Source organism: Mycoplana sp. BE70 (assembly GCF_031455855.1).
In the GTDB taxonomy this organism is placed as follows: Bacteria; Pseudomonadota; Alphaproteobacteria; order Rhizobiales; family Rhizobiaceae; genus Mycoplana.
The window spans coordinates 53,193-75,882 of record NZ_JAVDTM010000004.1 but is presented as its reverse complement, the minus strand read 5'-3'; the positions used below and the strand labels follow the sequence as shown (position 1 = coordinate 75,882).

At 62.1% G+C, this 22,690-nt stretch carries 23 protein-coding genes; 11 read left to right on the top strand and 12 right to left on the bottom strand.

Going from position 1 to position 22,690, the window contains the following annotated elements; translation table 11 throughout:
* Positions 1 to 16: 16 nt before the first annotated feature.
* On the bottom strand, positions 17 to 1,135 hold the full coding sequence (alr, locus tag J2Y48_RS08895; protein ID WP_310415963.1) for an alanine racemase: 1,119 nt from the start codon (positions 1,133 to 1,135) through the stop codon (positions 17 to 19).
* Between the two features lie 124 nt (positions 1,136 to 1,259).
* Here alr and J2Y48_RS08890 point away from each other — a divergent pair, with 124 nt between their 5' ends.
* Positions 1,260 to 1,721, top strand: a complete 462-nt coding sequence (locus J2Y48_RS08890) for an Lrp/AsnC family transcriptional regulator (RefSeq protein ID WP_310415960.1) — start codon at positions 1,260 to 1,262, stop codon at positions 1,719 to 1,721.
* A gap of 40 nt (positions 1,722 to 1,761) precedes the next feature.
* Here the strand turns inward: J2Y48_RS08890 and J2Y48_RS08885 are convergent, their stop codons facing one another.
* Entirely contained in the window at positions 1,762 to 3,558 is a 1,797-nt protein-coding gene (locus J2Y48_RS08885; RefSeq protein ID WP_405030184.1) for an ABC transporter ATP-binding protein/permease, read from the bottom strand.
* Between the two features lie 327 nt (positions 3,559 to 3,885).
* On the opposite strand from J2Y48_RS08885, the gene J2Y48_RS08880 reads away from it, so the two are divergent.
* From J2Y48_RS08880 to J2Y48_RS08865, 4 genes are all read left to right on the top strand, one after another.
* Positions 3,886 to 5,325 (top strand): NAD-dependent succinate-semialdehyde dehydrogenase, encoded by a 1,440-nt coding sequence (locus J2Y48_RS08880; protein WP_310415955.1) that lies wholly within the window; start codon positions 3,886 to 3,888, stop codon positions 5,323 to 5,325.
* A gap of 262 nt (positions 5,326 to 5,587) precedes the next feature.
* Positions 5,588 to 6,436 carry a MetQ/NlpA family lipoprotein gene (locus J2Y48_RS08875; protein ID WP_310415953.1) on the top strand — a complete coding sequence of 283 codons (849 nt, stop codon included), beginning with the start codon at positions 5,588 to 5,590 and terminating at the stop codon, positions 6,434 to 6,436.
* A 94-nt stretch (positions 6,437 to 6,530) separates the two neighbouring features.
* Positions 6,531 to 7,610 carry a methionine ABC transporter ATP-binding protein gene (locus J2Y48_RS08870; RefSeq protein WP_310415950.1) on the top strand — a complete coding sequence of 360 codons (1,080 nt, stop codon included), beginning with the start codon at positions 6,531 to 6,533 and terminating at the stop codon, positions 7,608 to 7,610.
* Positions 7,591 to 8,247 (top strand): methionine ABC transporter permease, encoded by a 657-nt coding sequence (locus J2Y48_RS08865; protein ID WP_310415948.1) that lies wholly within the window; start codon positions 7,591 to 7,593, stop codon positions 8,245 to 8,247. Before J2Y48_RS08870 ends, J2Y48_RS08865 begins: the two co-directional genes overlap by 20 nt.
* Before the next feature lie 14 nt (positions 8,248 to 8,261).
* On the opposite strand, the gene ccoS is transcribed toward J2Y48_RS08865, so the two are convergent.
* From ccoS to ccoN, 7 genes are all read right to left on the bottom strand, one after another.
* Positions 8,262 to 8,516 carry a cbb3-type cytochrome oxidase assembly protein CcoS gene (gene ccoS, locus J2Y48_RS08860; RefSeq protein WP_310415945.1) on the bottom strand — a complete coding sequence of 85 codons (255 nt, stop codon included), beginning with the start codon at positions 8,514 to 8,516 and terminating at the stop codon, positions 8,262 to 8,264.
* A gap of 78 nt (positions 8,517 to 8,594) precedes the next feature.
* The gene (locus J2Y48_RS08855) at positions 8,595 to 9,383 is read right to left on the bottom strand and encodes a DUF2189 domain-containing protein (RefSeq protein ID WP_310415942.1); all 789 of its coding nucleotides are present in this window, start codon (positions 9,381 to 9,383) and stop codon (positions 8,595 to 8,597) included.
* Positions 9,384 to 9,423: 40 nt separating this feature from the next.
* Complete coding sequence (locus J2Y48_RS08850) at positions 9,424 to 9,612, bottom strand: hypothetical protein (RefSeq protein WP_310415939.1); 189 nt, start codon at positions 9,610 to 9,612, stop codon at positions 9,424 to 9,426.
* Positions 9,609 to 10,511, bottom strand: a complete 903-nt coding sequence (ccoP, locus tag J2Y48_RS08845) for a cytochrome-c oxidase, cbb3-type subunit III (RefSeq protein ID WP_310415936.1) — start codon at positions 10,509 to 10,511, stop codon at positions 9,609 to 9,611. The genes J2Y48_RS08850 and ccoP overlap by 4 nt, the downstream gene beginning before the upstream one ends.
* Entirely contained in the window at positions 10,502 to 10,675 is a 174-nt protein-coding gene (locus J2Y48_RS08840) for a cbb3-type cytochrome c oxidase subunit 3 (RefSeq protein WP_310415934.1), read from the bottom strand. The genes ccoP and J2Y48_RS08840 overlap by 10 nt, the downstream gene beginning before the upstream one ends.
* Before the next feature lie 6 nt (positions 10,676 to 10,681).
* The gene (gene ccoO, locus J2Y48_RS08835; RefSeq protein WP_310415931.1) at positions 10,682 to 11,413 is read right to left on the bottom strand and encodes a cytochrome-c oxidase, cbb3-type subunit II; all 732 of its coding nucleotides are present in this window, start codon (positions 11,411 to 11,413) and stop codon (positions 10,682 to 10,684) included.
* 3 nt (positions 11,414 to 11,416) lie between these two features.
* Positions 11,417 to 13,075, bottom strand: a complete 1,659-nt coding sequence (gene ccoN, locus J2Y48_RS08830; RefSeq protein WP_310415928.1) for a cytochrome-c oxidase, cbb3-type subunit I — start codon at positions 13,073 to 13,075, stop codon at positions 11,417 to 11,419.
* A gap of 310 nt (positions 13,076 to 13,385) precedes the next feature.
* Between ccoN and J2Y48_RS08825 the strand changes: the two genes are divergently transcribed.
* Positions 13,386 to 13,913, top strand: coding sequence for a hypothetical protein (locus J2Y48_RS08825; protein ID WP_310415926.1), 528 nt, complete (start codon positions 13,386 to 13,388; stop codon positions 13,911 to 13,913).
* 56 nt (positions 13,914 to 13,969) lie between these two features.
* On the opposite strand, the gene J2Y48_RS08820 is transcribed toward J2Y48_RS08825, so the two are convergent.
* Positions 13,970 to 14,398: an OsmC family protein gene (locus tag J2Y48_RS08820; RefSeq protein ID WP_310415923.1), complete on the bottom strand. Its 429-nt coding sequence runs from the start codon at positions 14,396 to 14,398 to the stop codon at positions 13,970 to 13,972.
* A 231-nt stretch (positions 14,399 to 14,629) separates the two neighbouring features.
* Here J2Y48_RS08820 and J2Y48_RS08815 point away from each other — a divergent pair, with 231 nt between their 5' ends.
* The gene (locus tag J2Y48_RS08815; RefSeq protein WP_310415920.1) at positions 14,630 to 16,054 is read left to right on the top strand and encodes a lytic transglycosylase F; all 1,425 of its coding nucleotides are present in this window, start codon (positions 14,630 to 14,632) and stop codon (positions 16,052 to 16,054) included.
* 45 nt (positions 16,055 to 16,099) lie between these two features.
* Here the strand turns inward: J2Y48_RS08815 and J2Y48_RS08810 are convergent, their stop codons facing one another.
* The gene (locus tag J2Y48_RS08810; RefSeq protein ID WP_310415917.1) at positions 16,100 to 16,585 is read right to left on the bottom strand and encodes a hypothetical protein; all 486 of its coding nucleotides are present in this window, start codon (positions 16,583 to 16,585) and stop codon (positions 16,100 to 16,102) included.
* Between the two features lie 159 nt (positions 16,586 to 16,744).
* Between J2Y48_RS08810 and J2Y48_RS08805 the strand changes: the two genes are divergently transcribed.
* The 4 genes from J2Y48_RS08805 to J2Y48_RS08790 all read left to right on the top strand — a co-directional run bounded on the left by J2Y48_RS08805 (position 16,745) and on the right by J2Y48_RS08790 (position 21,484).
* Complete coding sequence (locus J2Y48_RS08805; protein ID WP_310415914.1) at positions 16,745 to 17,305, top strand: DUF924 family protein; 561 nt, start codon at positions 16,745 to 16,747, stop codon at positions 17,303 to 17,305.
* A 154-nt stretch (positions 17,306 to 17,459) separates the two neighbouring features.
* On the top strand, positions 17,460 to 19,964 hold the full coding sequence (locus J2Y48_RS08800; protein WP_310415911.1) for a mechanosensitive ion channel family protein: 2,505 nt from the start codon (positions 17,460 to 17,462) through the stop codon (positions 19,962 to 19,964).
* Between the two features lie 125 nt (positions 19,965 to 20,089).
* Positions 20,090 to 20,350 (top strand): hypothetical protein, encoded by a 261-nt coding sequence (locus J2Y48_RS08795; protein WP_310415908.1) that lies wholly within the window; start codon positions 20,090 to 20,092, stop codon positions 20,348 to 20,350.
* A gap of 294 nt (positions 20,351 to 20,644) precedes the next feature.
* A complete protein-coding gene (locus tag J2Y48_RS08790) occupies positions 20,645 to 21,484 on the top strand; it encodes a response regulator (protein WP_310415905.1) in 840 nt (279 codons plus the stop codon).
* Positions 21,485 to 21,563: 79 nt separating this feature from the next.
* Here the strand turns inward: J2Y48_RS08790 and J2Y48_RS08785 are convergent, their stop codons facing one another.
* Positions 21,564 to 22,577 carry a GlxA family transcriptional regulator gene (locus J2Y48_RS08785; RefSeq protein ID WP_310415901.1) on the bottom strand — a complete coding sequence of 338 codons (1,014 nt, stop codon included), beginning with the start codon at positions 22,575 to 22,577 and terminating at the stop codon, positions 21,564 to 21,566.
* Positions 22,578 to 22,690 lie beyond the last annotated feature (113 nt).

Genomic DNA, 22,690 nt, shown 5'->3' with positions numbered 1-22,690 from the left:
CTGTGCGCGCGAAAGGTCATCGGTATTCGCGGTGGTAGCGATCGCCGAGACCCGTCAGGATTTCGTAGGAGATGGTGCCCGCATCGGCGGCGAGGGCTTCCAGCGTCTGGTTCGGGCCGATCAGTTCGACCAGGCTGCCGAGCTTCAGCGTGCCGGGCGGCAGGGCGCTGATATCGATCGTGATGCTGTCCATCGACACGCGCCCGACGATCGGCAGGCGCACGCCGCCGTAATAGGCCGCCCCCCTGTGGCTCAGGCTGCGCGGCAGGCCGTCCGCATAGCCGGCCGCAATGGTCGCCAGACGGGTTTCCCCAGTGGTGACATGCGCGCCGCCATAGCCGACACGCGTGCCGGCCGGAACCGTTCGCGTCTGGACCACGCGGACATCGAGCCGCACGACCGGACGCATCGGGTTTGCCATGGCATCGGTCGGCGCACCGCCGTACAGCGCAATCCCCGGCCGCGCCAACGCGCCGCGGAAATCGCCGCCGAGGAAGATACCGCCGGAATTCGCAAAGCTAAGCGGGAGCGTGGGGAACAGGGCCGACGCCGCTTGCAAGGCCGCAAGCTGGTCGGCGTTCTGGATATTTTCCGACTCGTCGCCACTTGCGAGATGGCTCATGAGAAAGAGGAGGTCGATGCCATCGAGCAGGCGGCAATCGGCGGCAAGCGCTGTGAACTCTTCCGGCGGCAGGCCGAGCCGCGACATGCCGCTGTCGATCTGCAGGACGGCCGGAAGATGAGCACGGCGTGCTTTTGCGACCCGCGACCAGTTCTCAACCTGCTCGAGCGAATTGAGGACCGGGATGATGCCTTCGTTGGCGCATGTTTCTTCGGCGCCGGGCTGCAGGCCGTTCAGGACAAAGATGCGGGCATCGCCATGGATGGCCGGCTTGAGCCGAAGCGCCTCGCCGATGTGGGCGACGAAGAAATCGCGGCAGCCGGCATCGTAGAAGACCGGCGCGACGCGGGCAGCGTCCAGGCCATAGGCGTTCGCCTTGACCACGGCCGCGACGGGCGCCGGCGCTGCACGCTCGACCAATTGGCGATAATTCTGCCGCAAGGCCTTCAGGTCGATCGCAAGGTATCCCGAAGCGCCATCCTGATTGATGATTTCACGCGGTTGTGTATTCACTGCCGAACTCCCGATATCGGAACAGGCTAGTGAAACGATCGAGCGCTTTCCTTCGAATTATTGCTCTGTTATTGCATTTCGTAATAATAAGCAGAATTTTCTGCGAAAAGATGGACGATTCTGCATGAGGGGTTTGGACTCGATCGATCGCAATATCATCCGCCAGCTACGGTTGAATGCGCGCATCACGAACGCGAAGCTGTCGGAGGAGGTCGGCCTGTCGCCGTCGGCCTGCCTGCGGCGGATCAGCCTGCTCGAACAATCGGGCGTTATTCGCGGCTATACGGCGCTCGTCGGCAACTCGGAAGGCGAGAACCCGATTGCGGTCATCATCAACATTACGCTCGAACGTCAGACGGAAGAGCACCTGAATCGCTTCGAGTCCGCGGTCAAGCGGCATCCGGAAATCCAGGAATGCTATCTGATGACCGGCGGGTCGGATTATCTGCTGCGGGTCGAGGTGGAAAACGCTGGCGACTTCGAGCGAATCCACAAGGAAATCCTGGCTAAGTTGCCGGGAGTCCTGCGCATCCATTCGAGCTTTTCGATCCGCAACGTGCTGGCGACGCGGGTCCAGCCGCGCTGAGCTGGTCAAGCTGTAGTCGCGGGAGTTCGAAGCCTTGCTCCTAGGCCTTTTCCTCCAGCTTCCTGTCCGAGCGGGCGGGATGATGCTTTGATGGCTTGGCGAACCGCACCAGTTGGAGGCCGCGGGTAAAGAGGCTGTGATCGGGAAGCGGCCGTCCGATGCTGACGATTGTCGTACCGTGCAAATCCTTCTGGAGGATCGATAGGGCCCGCCTTTGTGCTGGAGGTTCCATCGATTCCAAGACCTCGTCGATGAACACCCAGCGTGGCCTGTGCAGGGACAGGCGTGCGAAAGCGAGCAAGCGCTCGTCCTCGTCGCTCAGTTCACGGTCCCAACGCGCTTCCGTGTCGAGTTGTGACACAAGGCGCTGGAGGCCGACCCTCGACAGCGCGTCGGTCAGCTGCGCGTCGTCGAATATGTCGGACTGCGGATAGGAGAGAACATCACGAAGTTTGCCCGGCGGCAGATAGGGCGTGCGCGGCAGGAAGGTAACCGGCTCGTCCTTCGGCAGGCCCACGCGTCCGCTGCCCCACGGCCAGAGCCCGGCCAATGCGCGGAAGAGAAGGGTCTTGCCGGTCCCTGGATCACCCGAGATGACGATCCGTTCGCCTGGCATGATCTCGACCCGGGGCTCCTCCAGCCGGGTATGGCCGCTCGGCGAGACAACTTCGAGACCGTCGATCGTCAGGCGGTTGCTGTCGTTCAGCGCGAATTCGATGCGTCCTTCGGCATCGTTCAAGGCGTCGGTGCCGATCAGGGCACTGCGGAATGCCGTGATCCGCTGCAGCGTCGCGCGCCAGTCGGTGATGGCGCCGATATTGGCGATGAACCAGCGCAGCGAGGTGTGAACCTGGTTGAAGGCGCCGACTGCCATCATCAGCCCGCCGAAGCTGATTTGTCCGGCGAAGTAGACGGGCGCTGCCACCAGGATCGGCGCGACGACCGTTACCCAGCCGTAGCTGTCGACCACCCAGGCGAGATTGATCTGCGCGCGGAAAATGTTGCGCATCGCCATCAGCACGGAGCCGAGATCGTTCTCCAGCCTTTGTCTTTCGCTCGGCTCGCCTCCGGCGAGCGTGATGGAATCGATATGTTCGTTGACGCGCATCATGGTGAAGCGCAGCGCCGCCTCGCGATTGTAACGCTCGCCATTGAGGTTGATCAGCGGGCGTCCAACCAGCCAACTGAGGCAGGAGGCGGAACCGGCATAGATGATCGCCGCCCAGACCATATAGCCGGGGATGTCTATGCTCCGTCCGCCGATGTGAAATATGAAACCGTCAGAGAGTGCCCAAAGGACGCCGACGAAGGAAAACAGCAGGATCGTTGACTGCAGGAGACCGAAAGCGAGATCGGTCGTCAGGTCGGCCAGATGTCCGGCATCCTCTTGCATGCGCTGGTCCGGGTTGACGCCGATCGCGCCGGCATTGGCCAGCCGGAAAGCGCGTCGGGGGCGCATCCACTCGGCAATGAGGTCTCTGGTCAAGCCCTCGCGCAGCTTGAGTCGAAACATCTGGTTCAGCCACTGTTGCGAGACGTTGAACAGCAGAAGGACGCCGGCTATCCCGGCAAATATCGTCAACTGGTGAAAGAAGGCTCCGGTGTCGCGCCGCTCGATCGCGTCGTAGAAGGGTTTGTACCAACGGTTCAGTACGATCTGGCCCAACGCGGTGGCGACGACAACGAAGAAACTACCAACTGCGAGGCAAAAGAGGGTTCTGAAAACCGGTGATGCAAGGTAGATCCGCCGCATCGTCATCAATTGCGCCCATAGACCGGGGTCGTCCAATCCCGGAGGGTTGGCGGGTCTGGTATTTTTCCCATTTGCATTGGGCATCGTCCGATCCTTCTGTCGCAAGGAGCGCTCGCTCCTCGGAGAGCGGAGCGCCTGCCTTCGATTACTGGAGCATCACAGCGCGAGCGGCAAAGCGGGTGTGGCGTCGAAAGATTAGCGCCTGCTGCCGAGGGCACCACATCACTTTGACGCTCAAACAATCAATTTTATGCCGACGTCCATGGGCAGAACTGGAGCAGGTCGACTGGCGGCATCGTCTCGATAGGTGCGATGATCGGGCAGGTTGCTTCCGGAGCGCAATTCGATACAAGCAGGGCGCACGCAAATCCCGGCGCCCCAGCGGCGCCCTGCCGAAGCTCGGAGAATATGATGACGACGCATGCATATCGAGACACTACGCTTTTGATCAACGGCGAATGGCGCGGCTCCTCGGACGGCGCGACGATTCCGGTGCTCGATCCGGCGACCGGCGAGCAGATCGGCAAGGTGTCGAAGGCAACGCGCGCGGATCTCGACGCAGCGGTGGCCGCGGCCGACGCCGGCTTCAAGGTCTGGAGCGCGGTTTCCGCCTACGAGCGCTCGAAGATCATGCGCCGCGCCGCCGACATCCTGCGCGAGCGCCGGGAAGGCATTGCCGTCTTGATGACCCGCGAGCAGGGCAAGCCGCTCGCTGAGGCGATGGGCGAAATCGCCGCCGCCAGCGACCTGATCGAATGGTTCGCCGAAGAGGGTCGCCGCACCTACGGCCAGGTGATCCCCGGTCGCAGTCCGAGCGTCTCGCAGACCGCAATCAAGCTGCCCGTCGGTCCGGCAGTCGCCTTCACGCCCTGGAACTTCCCGATCAATCAGATTGTCCGCAAGCTGTCCGGCGCCCTTGCCGCAGGTTGCTCGATCATCGTCAAGGCACCGGAAGAAACGCCGGCTTCGCCCGCCGAATTGATCCGCGTCTTCGTCGATGCCGGGGTTCCCGCCGGCGTCATCGGGCTCGTCTTCGGCGTTCCTTCCGAGATCTCCGAATATCTGATCGCGCATCCGGTCATCCGCAAGATCTCGTTCACCGGCTCGACCCCGATCGGCAAGCAACTGGCGGCACTCGCGGGCCTGCACATGAAGCGGGCGACGATGGAGCTCGGCGGCCACGCCCCGGCGATCGTGCTGGAGGACGCCGACGTCGAAAAGGCGGTGAAGGTGCTGGCCTTCTCGAAGTTCCGCAACGCCGGCCAGGTCTGCGTCTCGCCGACGCGTTTCCTTGTCCAGGAAAAGGTGTTCGATCGCTTCCTCGACGGCTTTGTCGAGGCTGCGCGCGCAGTCAAGATCGGCAACGGCCTGGAGGACGGGGTGACGATGGGGCCGCTCGCAAACGAGCGCCGCATCCCAGCCCTCGAGGCGCTGATCAACGACGCGGTCGAACGCGGTGGGCGGCTCGTCACCGGTGGCCGGCGGATCGGCAACAAGGGCAACTTCTTCGAGGCCACGGTTCTTGCCAACGTGCCGACCGATGCCCGGGTGATGAACGAGGAGCCGTTCGGCCCGCTTGCCATCATCAATCCGGTCGCAAGCCTTGATGCGGCGATCGAGGAAGCAAACCGCCTGCCGTTCGGCCTGGCCTCCTATGCCTTCACCTCGTCAATCGAAAGCGCGCATGCGCTTGCGACGCGCGTCGAGGCCGGCATGACGACGATAAACCACAACGGTCTTGCGCTGCCGGAAGTCCCCTTCGGCGGCATCAAGGATTCCGGATACGGCAACGAGGGTGGATCGGAGGCGATCGAGGCCTATCTCGTGACGAAGTTCGTCTCCGTCGTCTGACCGTTCGATGCCGCCTGACCTGAACAGGAGAAGGGCGGTTCAATTCAATCAGTGGTTTCGGCGCGCAATGCGCCGGAGCGGCCAAAGTCTATAGAGTTGGTGGAAATTTCCACCGCAGACAGTTTCCCGGAACGGATTTTTCGCAGGCGTGACGCCCAACAAATACCCATTCTTTGCTTCAAGAATGGGTATTTGCGATTTTCCGACCGTGACAACCGATGGTCCTCCCAAGACCGGCACAAACGTGAAAGCAGGTACATCCATGACCAAGACCGTTCTCCAACTTCTCGACAGCGTCCGCATCACCCGCCGGGCAGGGCTGGCCGCGCTTCTGGCGGCAACTGTAGCGACCTTCGCCTCGACCATGCCGGCTCCGGCCCAGGCCGAGGACAAGACGACGGTCAAGGTCGGCATCATGGCCGGCGAGGACGAGGACATCTGGCGCGTTGTAACCGCGGAGGCCGAAAAGAAGGGTCTGACCATCGAAGTCGTCACGTTCAACGACTACACGCAGCCGAACGAAGCACTCGAGCGCGGCGAGATCGACGCGAATGCGTTCCAGCACGGGCCTTACCTCGAAAACCAGATCCAGGCCCACGGCTACAAGATCGCAATCGCCGGCTATACGGCCGTATGGCCGATCGGCATCTACTCGAAGAAGTTCACGAGCGTTGCCGAGTTGCCCGAGGGCGCTGTGATCGGTGTGCCGAACGATCCGTCCAATGAAGGCCGGGCGCTGCTGGTGTTGCAGGACCAGGGCGTGATCAAGCTCAAGGAGGGGACCGGCATCCTCGCGACCATCGCCGACATCGCGGAAAACCCGAAGAAAGCCGAGATCAAGGAACTTGACGCCGGTATCGTCGGCCGGTCCGTCGAAGATCTGGACGCCGCCGTCGTCAACACCGACTGGGCACTGAAGAGCGGCCTGACGATCGAGAACCGCATCGCGCAGGAAAAGATCGAGGACAACCCGTACCGCAACTTCATCGCCGTGCGTGAGGCGGACAAGGATACTGCCTGGGTCAAGACGCTCGTCTCTTCCTACCAGAACGATACGGTGAAGGCCGAATTCGATCGCGTCTACAAGGGAACCGGCACCGTCGCCTATTGACCTGACCCGCCTTCGGACCTGAACATCAGGCGGCTCGCGACCCATCGGCGTCGCGAGCCGCCTCGCCATTGCGGGATGGCGGAAAGGAACACCCATGACCTCCCATCATTCATTCGCCGGCCAGCTGGCGGATGCCGGAACCGGACGCGACGCCGTTGTGCGGCTTTCCGGTGTCCACCGTCATTTCGGCCAGACACCGGCGATCGACGGCGTGTCTCTGACGGTGCGCAAAGGTGAGATCCTAGGGCTGATCGGCCGCAGCGGCGCCGGCAAGTCCACCCTCATCCGATGCCTCAACGGCCTGGAGCGGCCCGACAGTGGTTCGATCCAGATCGAAGGCCGCGAGATCACCGGCCTGAGCGAAGAAGAACTGCAGCCCGTTCGCCGCCGGATCGGCATGATCTTCCAGCATTTCAACCTGCTGTCGGCCAAGACGGTTGAGGAAAACGTCGCTCTACCGCTGAAGATCGAGGGCTGGGCGAAAGAGAAGCGGCTGGCGCGGGCCGCCGAACTGCTCGAACTCGTCGGGCTTTCCGGCAAGGCGAAAAGCTATCCGTCCGCGCTCTCCGGCGGACAGAAGCAGCGCGTCGGCATTGCCCGCGCGCTTGCCGCCAAACCGGCGTTGCTGCTTTCGGACGAGGCGACTTCGGCGCTCGATCCGGAGACCACGGCGTCCATTCTCGATCTTTTGAAGGACATCAACGCCAAGCTCGGGCTCACCATCCTGTTGATCACCCATGAGATGGAAGTGATCCGCACGATCGCCGACAGGGTCGCTGTCATCGACGCGGGACGCATTGTCGAAGAAGGGTCCGTCTGGTCCGTTTTCGCCAACCCGCATACCGAGACGACGCGAAACCTGCTTGCCGGCGTCCGGCCGAAGCTGCCGCAGCATGTTGCGGCGCGGCTGGTCGGTGAGGAGAACGGTGAAGCGATCCTTGGCGTCGATCTCTCTGGTCCGAATGCCGGCTATCTGCTGGCCGGGCTCTCGGACGAACTGCCGGGTGGTTTCCGCCTGATCCATGGCGGCATCGATCATATCCAGGAGCAGTCGGTCGCCCGCTTCTTCCTTGGCGTTCCTGCGCGGGCCGACGGGCCCGCACGGGCGATCACGTATCTGGAGCGCCACGGCGCCAAAGTGGAGGTTCTGGGCCATGTCCCCGGTCATGATTGAGCTTTTCATCCGCTCGTTCTGGGAGACGGTCGTCATGACGGCGGCATCGGGGTTGATTTCGCTCGTGGCGGGTCTGCCGCTCGGGCTCGTGCTGGTGGCAACCGCCAAGGGTGGGATTGCGGAAAACCTCTGGATCAATCGAATGCTCGGCGCGATCGTCAACGGATTTCGCTCCGTGCCGTTCATCATCCTGCTCGTCGCACTGATCCCGGTGACCCGCTTCATCGTCGGCACCTCGATCGGCATGTGGGCGGCGATCGTGCCGCTTGCGATCGCGGCCACGCCCTACTATGCGCGCATGGCGGAAGTCTCGCTGCGCGAGGTTGATCGTGGCTTGATCGAGGCCGTTCGCGCCATGGGCGGCAACCGCTGGACGATCGTGCGCGAGGTGCTCGTGCCCGAGGCGATGCCGAGCCTTGTCGCGGGGTTCACCGTAACGCTGATCACGTTGATCGGCGCGTCGGCGATGGCGGGCGCGATCGGCGCCGGCGGTCTCGGCGACCTCGCCATCCGCTATGGCTACCAACGCTTCGAGACGACCGTGATGGTTGCCGTGGTTGCCGTCCTGATCCTGCTTGTCTGCGCCATCCAGTGGGCAGGCGATCGGTTGGTCGCGCGACTGGATCACAAGGGATGATCGTGGTTGTCGGATCAGGGGCTCCGGGCGTAGCGAGCGGTGGCCCTGATCGGCTCAGCCGGTGGTCGTTCTGCGCCTGCCGCCGTTTCCTCGCTGCCGTTGGGTGAGGGGTTGGCCGGCGGCAGTGGCACGTCCTCGTCGTAGAGAATGCGCTCGGCCGCGCCATCCAGATCCTCGTACTGCCCGCTCCACAAGGACCACAAGAACAGCACGAGCGCACCCGTGCCGAGAACAAGCGAAATCGGGATTAGATAGGTGAGAACATTCATGTCGTTGCCTCGCGGGTTCCGATCGATGGAATAACCGCCATGCGGCTCGAGGGTTCCATCTTCGGCCTGGGCGTCGTCTCAATCCTTATCCTTGATCGCCTGATAGGCATGCCAGGTGGCGTGGCCGAGAAGCGGAAAGGTGATGATGAAGCCGAGCATGCCGGTAAGGAGGCTCGCGACGGTCAGGACCATGACGATGAAGCCCCACGTCAGCATGACCGGCATGTTGTTCCAGGCAAGCGAAATGCTGATCCCCATGGCGGTGAAGGCATCGACATCCTTGTCCACGACCATGGGCACGCCGAACACGCTGATGGCGAAGGCAAAGGCGGCGAAGAGGGCTCCCACGACCGTGCCGACGCAAAGCAGTGCCCAGCCCGCCGGCGTGCTGAACAGTATGGGGATGATATGGTTGAGGCCCTCGAACGGCTGCCAGCCGGCGAATAGCGCGTAGAGGATGACGGCTGCGCGCATCCACAGCAGCATCAGCCCGCAGAGAACTGCGCCGACAAAGAGCACGTGCTGGCCCGTCCCTGGCTTCGGGCGAATCATGGCGGCGAGCGAAACAGGCAGACCTTCTTCCAGTCGGCGGCTCTTTTCATAGAGGCCCGCCGCCAGCGCTGGGCCGACCACGAGAAAGCCGGCCAGCGCCGGGAAAAGCGCATAGTCGTAGCCGATTGAATAGAGGCCGCCGACGATGAGGATCGAGACGACGGCGACGCCAAAGCCATAAAACAGGCTCGGCAGCGGCACGGTCCAGAGATCGCGCCACCCTTCTGCCAGCCATGTCAAGGCCCGTCCTGCGGGGAGGTTCCGGTTGCGATCGACCGCCTTCGGCAGCGGGGGGACGGTTTCAGGCATCTTCATCTGAAGTTTCTCCCGTAACCCATTGGAACGCTCGTGCTTATCAGCAGGCTGACCCGGCCGCGCGGTAGACCCCCGGGGTGGGCGATTCCGTCTTCAGGTGCGCGACACAGTCGGGCTGGGACTCGATCGCCACATAGACCAGATGGGTGTTGGCAAGCGCCAGAAGGATCAGCCCGGCGCCGGCGGCCAGAAGCACCAGCGTCCGCGGCCGGATCGCAAGCCCGCTCATGTTCCGTTCCCGACAGCCGCATGCTGTTGCTCCCTGAGGTCGGTCAGGTAGAGGGCGAGTATCTTGATATCGAGCGGCGACAGCCTGAGGCCCCAGCTCGGCATGTGGCCTTGCCGGCCATGGAAGACCGTCTGATAGATCGCGTCGCGGCTCGAGCCATAGATCCAGAAATGATCGGTCAGGTTCGGAGCGCCCATGTCCATCTTACCCTTGGCGTCGTCGCCGTGACAGCTGACACAGTTGGCGGCGAAGATCTCCTGGCCGGCATCGATCGCGGCGGCGTTCGCCTCCGACCGCTCCTCCAATCCGGAGAGCGAGCGGACGTAGGTGATCACCTGCTGGATGGCCGGGCGGTCGAGCATCTGGTTGCGGCCGAAAGCCAGCATTTCCGACACCCGCGTATTCGGATCGGCGCCGTTGATGCCAACGGTGATCGTCTCGGCAATGGTCTCCGGCGCGTCACCCCACAGCATCGGGGCAGCCACAATGTTGGGATAGCCCATGTTGCCTTTTCCACCCGTGCCGTGACAGGCGGCGCAATTGTCGCCGAACAATGCGTGTCCGGTTTCGCGCACGACGCCCATCAGGTCGGTATCGGCCTTGATCGCGGCGAAGTCTTCCTTTTCGATACGTGCGGTCCAGGCGGCACGGTCGGCCCTGCCTTCCTCCAGTTGCTTGGCCACGGTCTGCTTCTGGTCGATCCCGAGCCATCCCTTGAAGTAGCCGGTGCCGTAAGGCCAGCTCGGCATGAACAGGGTCCAGACCACGCCGAAGACGGTGAAGACGATCAGGAAGAACCATACCGGCTTCGGCACCGGCGTGTGCAGTTCCTTGATGCCGTTCCACTCGTGACCGGTCGTCATGTGGCCGGTGATCGGGTCGCGTTCCCCTACCGCCATGGCCGGTCCTCGTCATCCGTAACGATGGAGTTGGCCGCTTGATCGAACCGCTTCCGGTTCTTCGGCCAGTAGGCATAGATGACCACGCCGATGAACATGGCGATCAGGTAGAACAGCCCGAACGACTTGGCAAAAGCGGTGACGGTGTCGTGGTCGAAGCTCATGGCGCGCTACTCCACATTGGCCTGCTCTGCGTGCTTGGCCGCATCCGTGAGCCGCCCGAGGATCTGCAGGTAGGCGACGATCGCGTCCATTTCGGTCAGCGTATCGGCCTTGCCGTCGAACAGGCTGACATTGGTCTTGTCACCATAGCGCTCGGTCACGCCGGCGGCCTGGCCGCTGTCCGGATTGGCCTGGCCATAGGCGTCCGCGGTGGCGTTGGCGATCATCTCGTCGGTGTAGGGCACGCCGACCGTACGAAGTGCGGCCAGATGCTCGCCGAGATCGTCGATCTTCAGCGAGTTGCGCATCAGCCAGCGATACGCGGGCATCTTCGATTCCGGCACCAGGTCGCGCGGATTGTAGAGGTGGGCTACCTGCCATTCGTTCGAGTATTTCCCGCCAATGCGGGCGATGTCCGGTCCGGTGCGCTTCGAACCCCACAGCATCGGATGATCGTACTTGGATTCGACCGCGAGCGAATAGGGTCCGTAGCGGTCCACTTCGTCGCGCAGCGTGCGGATCATCTGCGAATGGCAGGCGTAGCAACCCTCGCGGATGTAGATGTTTCGACCTGCGATCTCCAGCGGGGTGTAGACACGCATGTCGGGCGCATTCTCCACCGTTTCGTCGATGGTGAAGAGAGGAGCGATCTCCACGAGGCCACCGATGCCGCCGGCGATGATGATCGCGATCGTGAGGCCGATGGCATTGCGTTCGAGCCGGTAGTGGAAGTTGAACATCGGCTACTCCCCGGCCTGCGCCCAGGCCTTTGGCGCTGGCGGTTCGATCGGCAGGTCGACCGCCGCTCCCGCTTCGACCGGCCATGGCCATCTGATCGTCATCCAGATATTGTAGCAGGCCACGACCGTGCCGGTCAGGAACAGCAGTCCGCCGAAGGTGCGTGCGATGTAGTAGGGATGCATCGCCACAAGCGAATCGACGAAGGAGTAGGCCAGCGTGCCGTTCTCGTCATAGGTTCGCCACATCAGCCCTTGGGTGATGCCGGAGTTCCACATCGAAAAGACGTAGACGACGGTGCCAGCGAGCGCGAGCCAGAAATGGACCTCCACGAGCCGGGCCGAGTAGAGGGCGGGGCGTTTCCACATCCAGGGAACGAGCGCGTAGAGCGAACCGAAGGTGATCATCGCCACCCAGCCGAGTGCGCCGGCATGGACGTGGCCGACGGTCCAGTCGGTATAGTGCGAAAGCGAGTTGACGGCGCGGATCGCCATGAACGAGCCTTCGAAGGTGGAGATGCCATAGAAGATCGCCGCCAGCATCATGAAGCGCAGCACGGCGTCGTCGCGCACTTTGTGCCAAGCGCCGTTCAGGGTGAGGAGCGCATTGCCCGCCGATGCCCAGGAGGGCACGAGCAGCACCAGCGAGAAGACCATGCCCAGCGTCTGCACCCAGTGGGGCAGGGCGGTATAGTGCAGGTGGTGCGCTCCGGCCCACATGTAGATGAAGGTGATGCCCCAGAAGCTGATGATCGACATGCGGTAGGAATAGATCGGTCGTCCGGCGCGTTTGGGCAGGTAATAGTAGAGCATGCCGAGGAAGCCGGCGGTGAGGAAGAAGGCGACGGCGTTGTGGCCATACCACCACTGGGTCATCGCGTCCTGCACGCCGGAGAAGAGCGAGTAGCTCTTGGCGTGGCTCATCGAGACCGGAACCGCCAGATTGTTGACGATGTGCAGCACGGCAACCAAGAGGATGAAGGCCATGTAATACCAGTTGGCGACGTATATATGCGGCTCCCTCCGGCGCGCCAGCGTGCGCAGGTAGATCGAAAAGTAGACCACCCAGACGATCACCAGCCACAGATCGGCATACCACTCCGGCTCGGCGTATTCCTTCGACTGGGTCAGCCCCATCAGGTAGCCGGTCGCGGCCAGCACGCAGAAGAGGTTGTAGCCGAGCAGTACGAACCAGGGGCTCAACTGATCGGGCAGGCGGGCCCGCGTGGTTCGTTGCAGGACGTGGAACGATGTTGCGATGAGCGCATTGCCGCCGAATCCGAAGATGACGCCGCTGGTATGCACCGGACGTAGCCGCCCGAAGCTTGCCCAAGCGGCATCGAAAGTCAGGTCCGGCCAGGCCAGCAGGGCCGAGACCCACACGCCGACAGCCATGGCGATGACGCCCCAGATCAGCGACAGAACGATGCCGACCTTCGTCGGATCGTCATAGTACTCGCGAAAACGCTCTTCCCAGGGATCGGCGGCGTCGATGTTGCGAAGGAGGAAGGCCATCACGGTCATCGCAAAGATCGAAACGATCCAGCCGTGCACAGCGAGAAGATCTCCTCGCCCCACGACGGCCATTGCCACGCCGACGCAGATAATCAGGACAAGCAGGATCGCAGCGTAGGTACGCTCCAGGGCGGTCAGTTGTGCAACCATGCCTCTATCCCCCCATAAAGGGCGATCCGCATGCGACGGGATCACCGAATGCAATCAGTCCTATCGAACAATCGCGTCAGTACTCATCGGTGTTGCCAGGCACGCCGGAAACCGACAGCGTGCTAACGCGCTGAAGGTTACACTTTTTCTGCCGAGCGGCAATCAGGTTTTGCGTTCCGTGAATGCGGCGAATGCCGCGTGGCACCGTCGCATTCGATATTCGGGACGTCGGCAAATGCGTGGTATCAAGGTGTCGCAATAGCCGGATTCGCCGCATCGCGGCGGACCACCCCGGGAGCAAAGGCGCAAGATGAGTCAGTTACCGCAGATCGACTATACCGTTGCCAGCGATGCCGTTCGCGCCGAGCATGACCGGGAGCTTGCCCTGCGTGGCCGGATGACCAATATGAAGCGGACGCTGCTGCATTCGCCGACCGCGCACCGCATCTATGCCGAGTGGTTTACGCTCCGGGCCGAACTCGATCCCGCCATCAGCGACCGCGAGATCTGGATTTTCTCGCATGCGATATCGAAGGCGGCGAAGTCGAAGATCGCCGTTACATTTTTCCGCCGCGCCTTGATCAACGCAGGCTTCGATCCCGATGCCCTGGAGCTTTCGGACGGGGAAGCTTTGCTCGACCGCTTCGGTAAGGCAATCGTTGCCGATTCCAATGCGATACCACCTGAAATCTGGGTTGCTCTGAAGCAACGCCACGACACGAAGACGCTCGTCGACCTCGTTGCCTTCGCCGGCATCATGCTTGCAACCGCCATCTTCAACAATGTCGCCGAAGTCGAGTTCGATCCGGAACTTGAGCCGTTTGCCGAAAAAGACTGAGCACGGCGATCGTTCACAGCCGACCGCGCAACTGTAAACCGCCTCTTGGCTCGCATCTAGCCGGAAATGGTCGTCGCGAAATCCGGGTTGCCGCGTATGGTGTTGCTGACCGTGCAGATCTCGTCCTCGGCGGCTCGGGCGATCGCCGCGCGGGTTTGCGCGTCGATGTCGCCGCGGATCGTGAAGGCGATGTTGAACGTCTGCACGCGCGACAGGCCCTCGGCGGCTTTCTCACCGGTGACGACGGCCGAGACCTCCGTCAATCTCTCCAGGACGCCCAACTGGCTTGCCGCGATGCGTGCGCTCATGGTCAGGCAGGCGGACAGCGAGGCATAGAGCAGGTCCAGCGGGTTGAAGCCTGGCTGCGCGGCGCCCGTGACGATGTCGAGCGTCCCGCCGGTGGCGGAGGTGACATGCGGGAATCCGGTGCGACCGAGCGTTGCGGTGGCTCCCGTCGGCCTGGTTTTGATCTTCGCTTCACTCATGGAATTTGCCCATCCGATTGTCGTTCGGTTCTTGATAAGCGGATGCCGCGGCAAGAGGCAAGCTGCACTTACAATTGGCGGACGCCGGCACCGCATGACCAGAATTCCGTCTCACCGGGCAGCGAACTGGGGTATTATCGTGGAAGACGGATAGAGGGCAGTGTCGTGAGGTTTGACTGGATCAGCGGCATTCGGGCAGGGCTCATGGCCTTGGCCGTATTGGCCCTACCAATGCCGACCGCGCCCGCGGAGGAGGCGGCTCTCCCGGTTGGTACGGAAAAACATGTCATCGATTTCGACCAGATGAAGGAAAGGCAGATCGTCCGGGTCCTCGTGCCGTTCAGCAAGACGATCTACTTCATCGACAAGGGAAAGGAGATCGGCACGGCAGTGGATTCCGGCCGAGCGCTCGAGGCAGCCATCAACGCTGGCACCAGGAAAGAACTCGATCGTGTGCGGGTGGTCTTTCTGCCGACGCCGAGAGACAAGCTTCTCGTTTCACTGGTTCAGGGCTACGGCGATATCGTCATGGCAAACCTGACGATCACGGACGAGCGCCGCCAACAGGTCGATTTTACTGATCCCCTCTACAGCGAAGTGAAGGAAGTCCTCGTCACTGGTCCGGGCACGCCGGTGATCGGCACGATCGACGATCTGGGCGGGAAGAGAATCGATGTGCGTCAGTCGAGCAGCTACCGCGAACACCTGGAGGCGCTGAATGCACGGCGCAAGGCCGAAGGAAAGGCGGAAATTGAGATCGGCGTGGCGGACGAAAATCTCGAGGACGAGGATCTTATGGAAATGGTCAATGCGGGCCTGCTGCCATGGGCCATCGTCGACCAGCACAAGGCGGCGATCTGGTCCAAGGTCTTCACAGACCTGACCGTTCGGGACGACATCGTCTTTGCTGACCATGGGCAAATCGCCTGGGCAATCCGCAAGGACAGCCCGCAGCTCAAGGCCGTGCTCAATTCCTTCGTGGCCACACACAAGATCGGGACGAGTTTCGGCAATATCCTGAGGAACACCTACTACAAGAGCGACAAGATCGTCCGGCGCGCTTACTCGCCGCAGGAGGTCGAGAAATTCCGGCGCCTGGTGGAAATCTTCCGAAAGCACGGAAACACCTATTCCTTCGACTACCTGATGCTTGCTGCCCAGGGCTATCAGGAATCGCAGCTCGACCAGAGCCGCCACAGCCCGCGCGGTGCCGTTGGCATCATGCAACTGCTACCGGCAACCGCAAGGGACAAGGCGATCGGCGTTACCGGTATTGAAAAGGACGCCGACCGAAATGTCGAGGCCGGCGCGAAATACCTGCGGTACCTGATCAGCGCCTACATTGACGACGTCGGCCCGACACCGAAAGACCGGCAGTTGTTTGCCTTCGCAGCTTACAATGCCGGTCCCGGCAACCTGCAGAAATTCCGGAATAAGGCCAGGGAGCTTGGACTTGACCCCAATGTCTGGTTCGGCAATGTCGAGAATGCCGCGTCCTCGATCGTAGGTCGGGAAACGGTCCAGTACGTCGCAAACATCTACAAATACTACATCGCCTATTCGATGCTCTCCGAGCGTGCCGCAAACCGTATCGAAGCGAAGCAGGGTGGCGGCCTGGGCGGCAGCGAAGCATCTCCGGTAGAAACGGCCCGATAGCGGCTGTTTTCCATCACGGGGTGGCGGATTTGTCTCCCCGCAGTCTCAGCCGGCGACCGGGCGGAACCGCCTGAGGGAGAGAAAGGCGGCGGTCGCAAACGCCAGAAGGACAATGCCCTGGGTGATAGCAAATGGCGGCTCGGTCCCGTTCGGCGCAAACGCGTTGAGTACCTCCACCTTCTGGAAGGCCTGGACGACCAGAACGAAGACGTTGAAGTAGAGCGACACGGTGGAACAGATCAGGAAGATTGCCCGCCATTTTCCTGACAGGCGGTACAGATAAAGCGCGAGGATGGCCGCGAGCAAAAAGGCGGTGGTGATGATGCCAACCCCGATCGCCGGGGTGAAGGCGGTGATCGGAAACAGGAAGCCGGTGATGGTCGTGGCCAGCGTCGCGGCCAGAAAGGTCGCAGTCCACGCTGGACGGAGTTCGGAAGAGAGCCAGCCGCGCAATGCAACAAGCCCTGCCACGATTCCGATGAGGCTGAGAACAACGTGGAAGAGGGTAAAGGATGCCATGCCAAATATCATGTTCATTTCCCCCGGTGGTTGATTTCCTGGTTGGTGCATTAGAGGTGCAAATTTGACATTTGTAAATTTGCAGGTGATGGCAATGCTTGGTTGCGCGCTGCGGTAAAGATGGACAACTCAGACGCAGCGCCTTACCCAGATGGCCCATGGAGGAAATTGATGCGCGCGGATGACAAGGTGGCGGAGCCCATGGAGGTTGTAGAGTTCTGGTGCGAACTTCTCGCCCCGGAGCACTGGTTCACACCGCCGCCCCAGCTCGATGCCCATATCCGAACCCGTTATGCAGCCACCCACCTCGCGCTTGCCCGACACGTCCCGGATACCTGGCGGGAAACGCCGGAGGCGCGGCTTGCCGCGGTGATTGTCCTCGACCAGTTCCCCCGCAATATGTATCGCAGCACGCCGATGGCCTTCGCGAGCGACTGGATCGCCCTGCGCGAGGCGAAGTTGGCGCTGGAGCAGGGCGCCGACGTCAAGGTCTCCTATGATCGCCGGCATTTTTTCTACCTGCCGTTCGAACACTCCGAGGAGATCGCCGAGCAGGACCGGTCGGTTGCGCTGTTCCGGGCGCTCGGCGACAAGACCTATCTCGACTATGCGCTCCGCCATCACGCCGTTATCCGCGATTTCGGCCGGTTTCCGCATCGTAACGCCGTGCTCGGGCGGCAATCGACGCCGGCGGAGCTGGATTATCTCGCCCTTCCCGGTTCAGGCTTCTGACGCAAGTTGCCTTCACTTCGCCCGGGTGGCGCAATAGTTTGCGCGCCAAATCCGGGTTTGCCGCGATTCTGCGGGTTGCAGCGCCCGCCAGACGTTGATTTTGCACGCGATTCTGCCAATCATCAGTGTGCGTTGAAACATAATAGGATTGTCCGTGACGACTCTCAAACGCGCCGTTCTTGCGCTTCTGGCCGTTCTGCCGCTGCTCCAGCCTGCTTTGGCTATCGCCCAGGAGCCGGCGCCGGACGGACAGACCGTCGCCGCGCCGGCAAGCCCGATTGCCGATGCGAACGACAAACTGGACAAGGCCCGCCGGCAACTCAACGACCTGCGCAAGCAGATCGATGCCGCCCGTGAGGACGAGCCGAAGCTCGCCGAACTGAAGCTCAAGGTGGAACAGCTTGGCCGCTCCGCCCTCGATGCCTCCGTTTCCACGCGCCAGCGCTTCAACGAAATCAAGGCAAGGCTGGACGAACTGGGCCCGGTGCCCGCTGAGGGGCAGCCGGCTGAAGCGGATCCGATCAAGGAGGAGCGCGCCAAGCTTGCCGAGGAAAGAGCAGCGATCAATTCCGTCACGGGCAATGCCGAGGCTTTGTCGATCGAGGCGACACAGCTTGCCAACCAGGTCACGGAAATGCGCCGGACGCTGTTCACCGAGACGCTACTTGAGCGCACGAACATCAGCCCGGCCGTGTTGGAGGATGCGCTCGCCGCCGGCGGCCAGGAAGGGGCGGATCTGCAGAGGACCGTTGGTGGCTGGCTGCGTTTCGTCTGGTCGTTCAAACGGGAATCGCTGCTTGCCGCCGTATCGCTGTCGCTGGTCATCGGCCTTGTGCTCTACTCCGGCGGACACCGTCTCGCCGGCCCGCTGATCCAGCGCAACAAGACGATCGAGAAACCGCACTACATCACCCGGCTGATGATCGCCTTCTGGTCGATCACCATACCGACATTCGCGGTTGGTGCCTTCGCCTTCGCCTGCTATTCGCTGCTCTACAGCTTCAATGTTCTGCGACCGGACATTGCGCCGATGGTGTCGTCGCTGTTTGCCGTCTGCGTCGGTCTCTATTTCGTTTCGGCGCTCAGCCGGGCGGTACTGGCTCCCAAGCGCCCGCAGTGGCGGCTTGTCAGCGTGTCAGACGAAGGCGCCAGAAAACTCGAGCGGTCGATCTTCGCGATGGCGTTCGCCAATGCGCTCGACTATTTCCTGGGCGCTGTCAGTGTCGCGCTCGGGTCGGCCGTCGTGTTGACGGTGGCGAAGAGCATGATCGCCTCCATCGTCATCGGGTTCATCCTTATCTGGATTTCGTTCATCCGCCCGATGCTGAGGGAGGGCGAGGACCCCAGCGGCGAGGGACGTCCCTGGCCGCGGGCGCTGTCGACGCTGCTGCTGACCACCGGGTTCGGCCTGATCGGCATGGCGCTTTTAGGTTACGTGGGGCTCGCCCGGTTCGTGGCGGCCCAGATCGTCGTGACCGGCGCAATCCTGGTGACGATGTATATCGGCATTCTCTCCGGCCGAGCGATCGGCGTGCAGGGCGCTTTTGCCAGGACCTACCTCGGCCAGAGACTGGCGGAACGCTACCAGCTCAACGATGTTGCGATGGACCAGACCGGGCTGGCTGCCAGCCTCGGCATCTACATGATCGTCCTCTTCCTCGGCGTGCCGGGCATCCTGCTGCAGTGGGGCTTCCAGATCGGCGACATCGAGAGCTGGGCCTACCGGATTTTCACCGAGATCAATATCGGCAGCATCTCCATCTCGATCGTCGGCATCCTGGCGGGACTGGTGCTGTTCGCACTTGGCCTGGTGGTGACGCGCTGGTTCCAGCGCTGGCTCGACGGAACGGTGATGGTGCGCAGCCACGTCGACCCCGGCGTGCGCAACTCGGTCAGGACCGCGATCGGGTATGCCGGCGTCGGGCTCGCGGGTCTGATCGGCATCTCGGCGGCCGGGATCGACCTCTCCAGCCTTGCGCTCGTTGCCGGTGCGCTCTCGCTCGGTATCGGTTTCGGCCTCCAGAACATCGTGTCGAACTTCGTTTCCGGGCTCATTCTGCTGGCTGAGCGTCCATTCAAGGTTGGCGACTGGGTGGTCGCCGGGACGACGGAGGGCTACGTCAAGCGCATTTCCGTTCGCGCCACCGAAATCGAGACCTTCCAGCGGCAGACGATCATCGTGCCGAACTCGGTGCTGATCAACGGCACGGTTGGCAACTGGACGCACCGCAACAAGCTCGGACGCATCGAAATTCCGGTCAGTGTCTTTTCCGGCAACGATCCGCGCCGGATTACCGACCTCCTGCTCGAAGTCGCCGCCACCCAGCCGGTGTTGCGCAATCCCGAGCCATCGGTGGTGTTCGTCAATTTCAGCAGTTCCACGCTCGATTTCGAGTTGCGCGCGTTCGTCGCCGACGTGTCGAATGCCGGCTCCGTGAAAACGGAACTGCGGACCGCATTGCTGGAGCGGCTGCGTGAGGAGGAAATCGCCCTTTCGGCCCCGGCGGCAGCAACTGTGCCGGTCACCATCGATGCGCAGAGCGCAGAACTCGTCGCCGCCATGATCGACAACGCGAAGGCAGGTGTGCCCATAGCGGCGCAACCGCAAAAGAAGGCCAAGCCGAAGGTTGTCGAGGAGGGCGCCGACGAAACCGGCTGAAGATGAATGCCGCATTCACGCCACATTCAGCGATCGCGTCATAAAACACATGCAAATCCTTCAAAGTGAGGCTAGGGTCTCACGGGGTTTGAAACAGGGGCGGCGTATAGCGCCGGGCGGAAATGATGCGAATGCTTGCAGTGCTGCTTGTCTCGGGCGCGATCTCTGCGCCGGCTTTTGCGGCGTCGATCACCAACAAGGATGGCGACGCGGTAGTTCTGACGATCGTTGAAAACGGCAGCCGCTCGGAACTGGCCCTTGCCTCGGGCGAAACCGAAGTCGTCTGCCCGTCCGGCTGCTTTGTCACCCTTCCCAACGGCGACCGCGTGGGTCTCAACGGCGATGAGAACGTCGAGATCAGCCGTGGTTCGGCTGTCATCAAGTAATCACTTCCCACCTTCGAGAGCGGTGCATCCAGCGGCCATGCGCCGCTTTCGCCGTCTCAAGGTCACGCGCATGGACCGAAACGCCTTCCGACGGTTCATCGCGCTCCCCTTGGATTGCCTTTCCATTAATTGCGGAGCCATATTTTAACGCTTTCGCAAAGGGTTAGTCTTACCTCTTTGACTATTATCCGAAGAGTGGAAGACCCCTTCGGACGGGACCATGCGCAGGTCCGGTGCTGTCATTTCGTCATCCGACCCGCAGCACGCGAAACCCCTCACGTCAAAAGGCAAGATATGTCATTCATCGGTATCTCCGGCATGCAATATTCCGGCGCGTCGCTGGCTCATCACCGCATCTTGCTGGCCGAAGATTCCAATGTCTTCACCTCGATGATCAGCACGCGTCTGAAGGAGTTGTTCGGGATCGAGGTCGAAGTCTGCCGGAGTTTCCAGGAACTTGAGGAGGCCTATGATCAGTCGTCCGATCCGGTCACCCTTGCCATTTCCAACATCAACCTTCCGGGCGCCGAAAACGGCGAAGCGCTGAACTATCTGATCGATTTCAGCGTCCCGACGATCGTCTTCACCGGAACGTTCCATCAGCAGATGCGCGACGAACTGCTCTCCAAGGAAGTCGTCGACTACATCATCAAGGACAGCGTGTTCGCGGTCGACATGCTTGCGGAATCCGTCTGCCGGTTCCTGACGAACCATCGGCATCATGTGCTGATCGTCGACGACAGCCCCACGGCGCGGGCGCTCCTGACGACGCGGCTGAAGCGTTACAATTTCCGCGTCAGCACCGCCGACAGCGGGGCGGCCGCGCTTTCGATCCTGAAGGCCAATCCGGATATCGGCTTGATGGTCACGGACTATAACATGCCCGACATCGACGGTTTCGAACTGACGCGGCGCATCCGCACGTCGATCGGCTCACACCAGTTGCGCATCATCGGCGTTTCCTCGTCCACCGATCGATTGCTGTCCGCTCGCTTCCTGAAGGCCGGCGGCAACGACTTCATGCTGCGTCCCTTCATCGACGAGGAGTTCTATTGCCGGGTCAACCAGAACCTGGACACGTTGATGCAGATCAAGCAGGCGCATGCGCACCGGGCAGGCGAGGGGAAACCGTAACCGGGGTTCAGCACCGCGTGCATTTCGCCGCTCGTGCGCAGTGGTTGTGGGCCACAGCACGCGCAGGGGCGAACCAGGCTCAGCGCCCTGCCGCGGCGGTCGCAAGCGTCAGTTTGCGGTCGGCGCGCTCCTGCTGGGGCGAGCGATTGTAGAGTTCGCGATAGCACTTGGAGAAGTGCGAGGCTGAAACGAAGCCGCAAGCCACGGCCACTTCGACGACCGGCATGGAGGACTGCACCAGCAGGTGGCGCGCCCGGTCGAGCCTGATCTCGAGATAGTAGCGGGCCGGGGAGCGGCCCATCTCCTGGCGGAACAGCCGCTCGATCTGGCGACGGGACAGGTCGGCGCTGTCGGCGATCTCCAAGAGCGACAGCGGCTCGGAGAGATTGTTCTCCATCAGTTCGATAATCGACAGGACCTTGGAATTCTGGACGCCGAGACGGGCGCGCAGCGGCAGGCGCTGGCGGTCGTGCGGGCCGCGCACCCGGTCGGTGAGGGCCTGCTCGCAAACACGGTTCACCAGGTTCTCGCCAAAGTCCTGGTCGATCAGGTTCAGCATCATGTCCAGAGAGGCGGTGCCGCCGGCGCAGGTATAGATGTTGCTGTCGATTTCATAGAGGTCGGCATAGACCTCGGCCTGGGGGTATGCCTCGGCAAACCCCGGCAGGTTTTCCCAATGGATGGCGCAACGCTTGCCGGACAGGAGACCGGCCTGCGCCAGGACATGGGCGCCGGTGCAGAGCGAGCCGACGGAGACGCCGCGGTTGTAGGCCTCCCGCAGCCAGGCATTGACGGACTTGTTGTGGAACTCCTCAATGTCGATGCCCGAACAGACCAGGACCATCGATGGGCGGCTTTCGCCACCGAGAAATTTGCGTTCGTCCGCGAGCGATGAATTGACCTCGATGCCGATGCCGCTCGAAGACAGCACCTGCGTGCCGTCGACCGAAGAGAGCCGCCACGTGTAGGCCTCATAGCCCAGCATCCGGTTGGCGATGCGCAATGTCTCGATCGCTGCCGAAAGGGGCAGCAACGTGAAATTGGGCACGAGGAAGAACACCAGCGAACGCTTCTTGGCAGCTGTCTTGGTCATCGGAAGTTCCACTCTTATATCGTTGACCAAGCGTCTCTTGAAGGTGTCGCGCCTGGCGGTCTGTTTGCGACATTTGCATGGAACGATGCGACTGTGAAGGTCAGGTATTCACT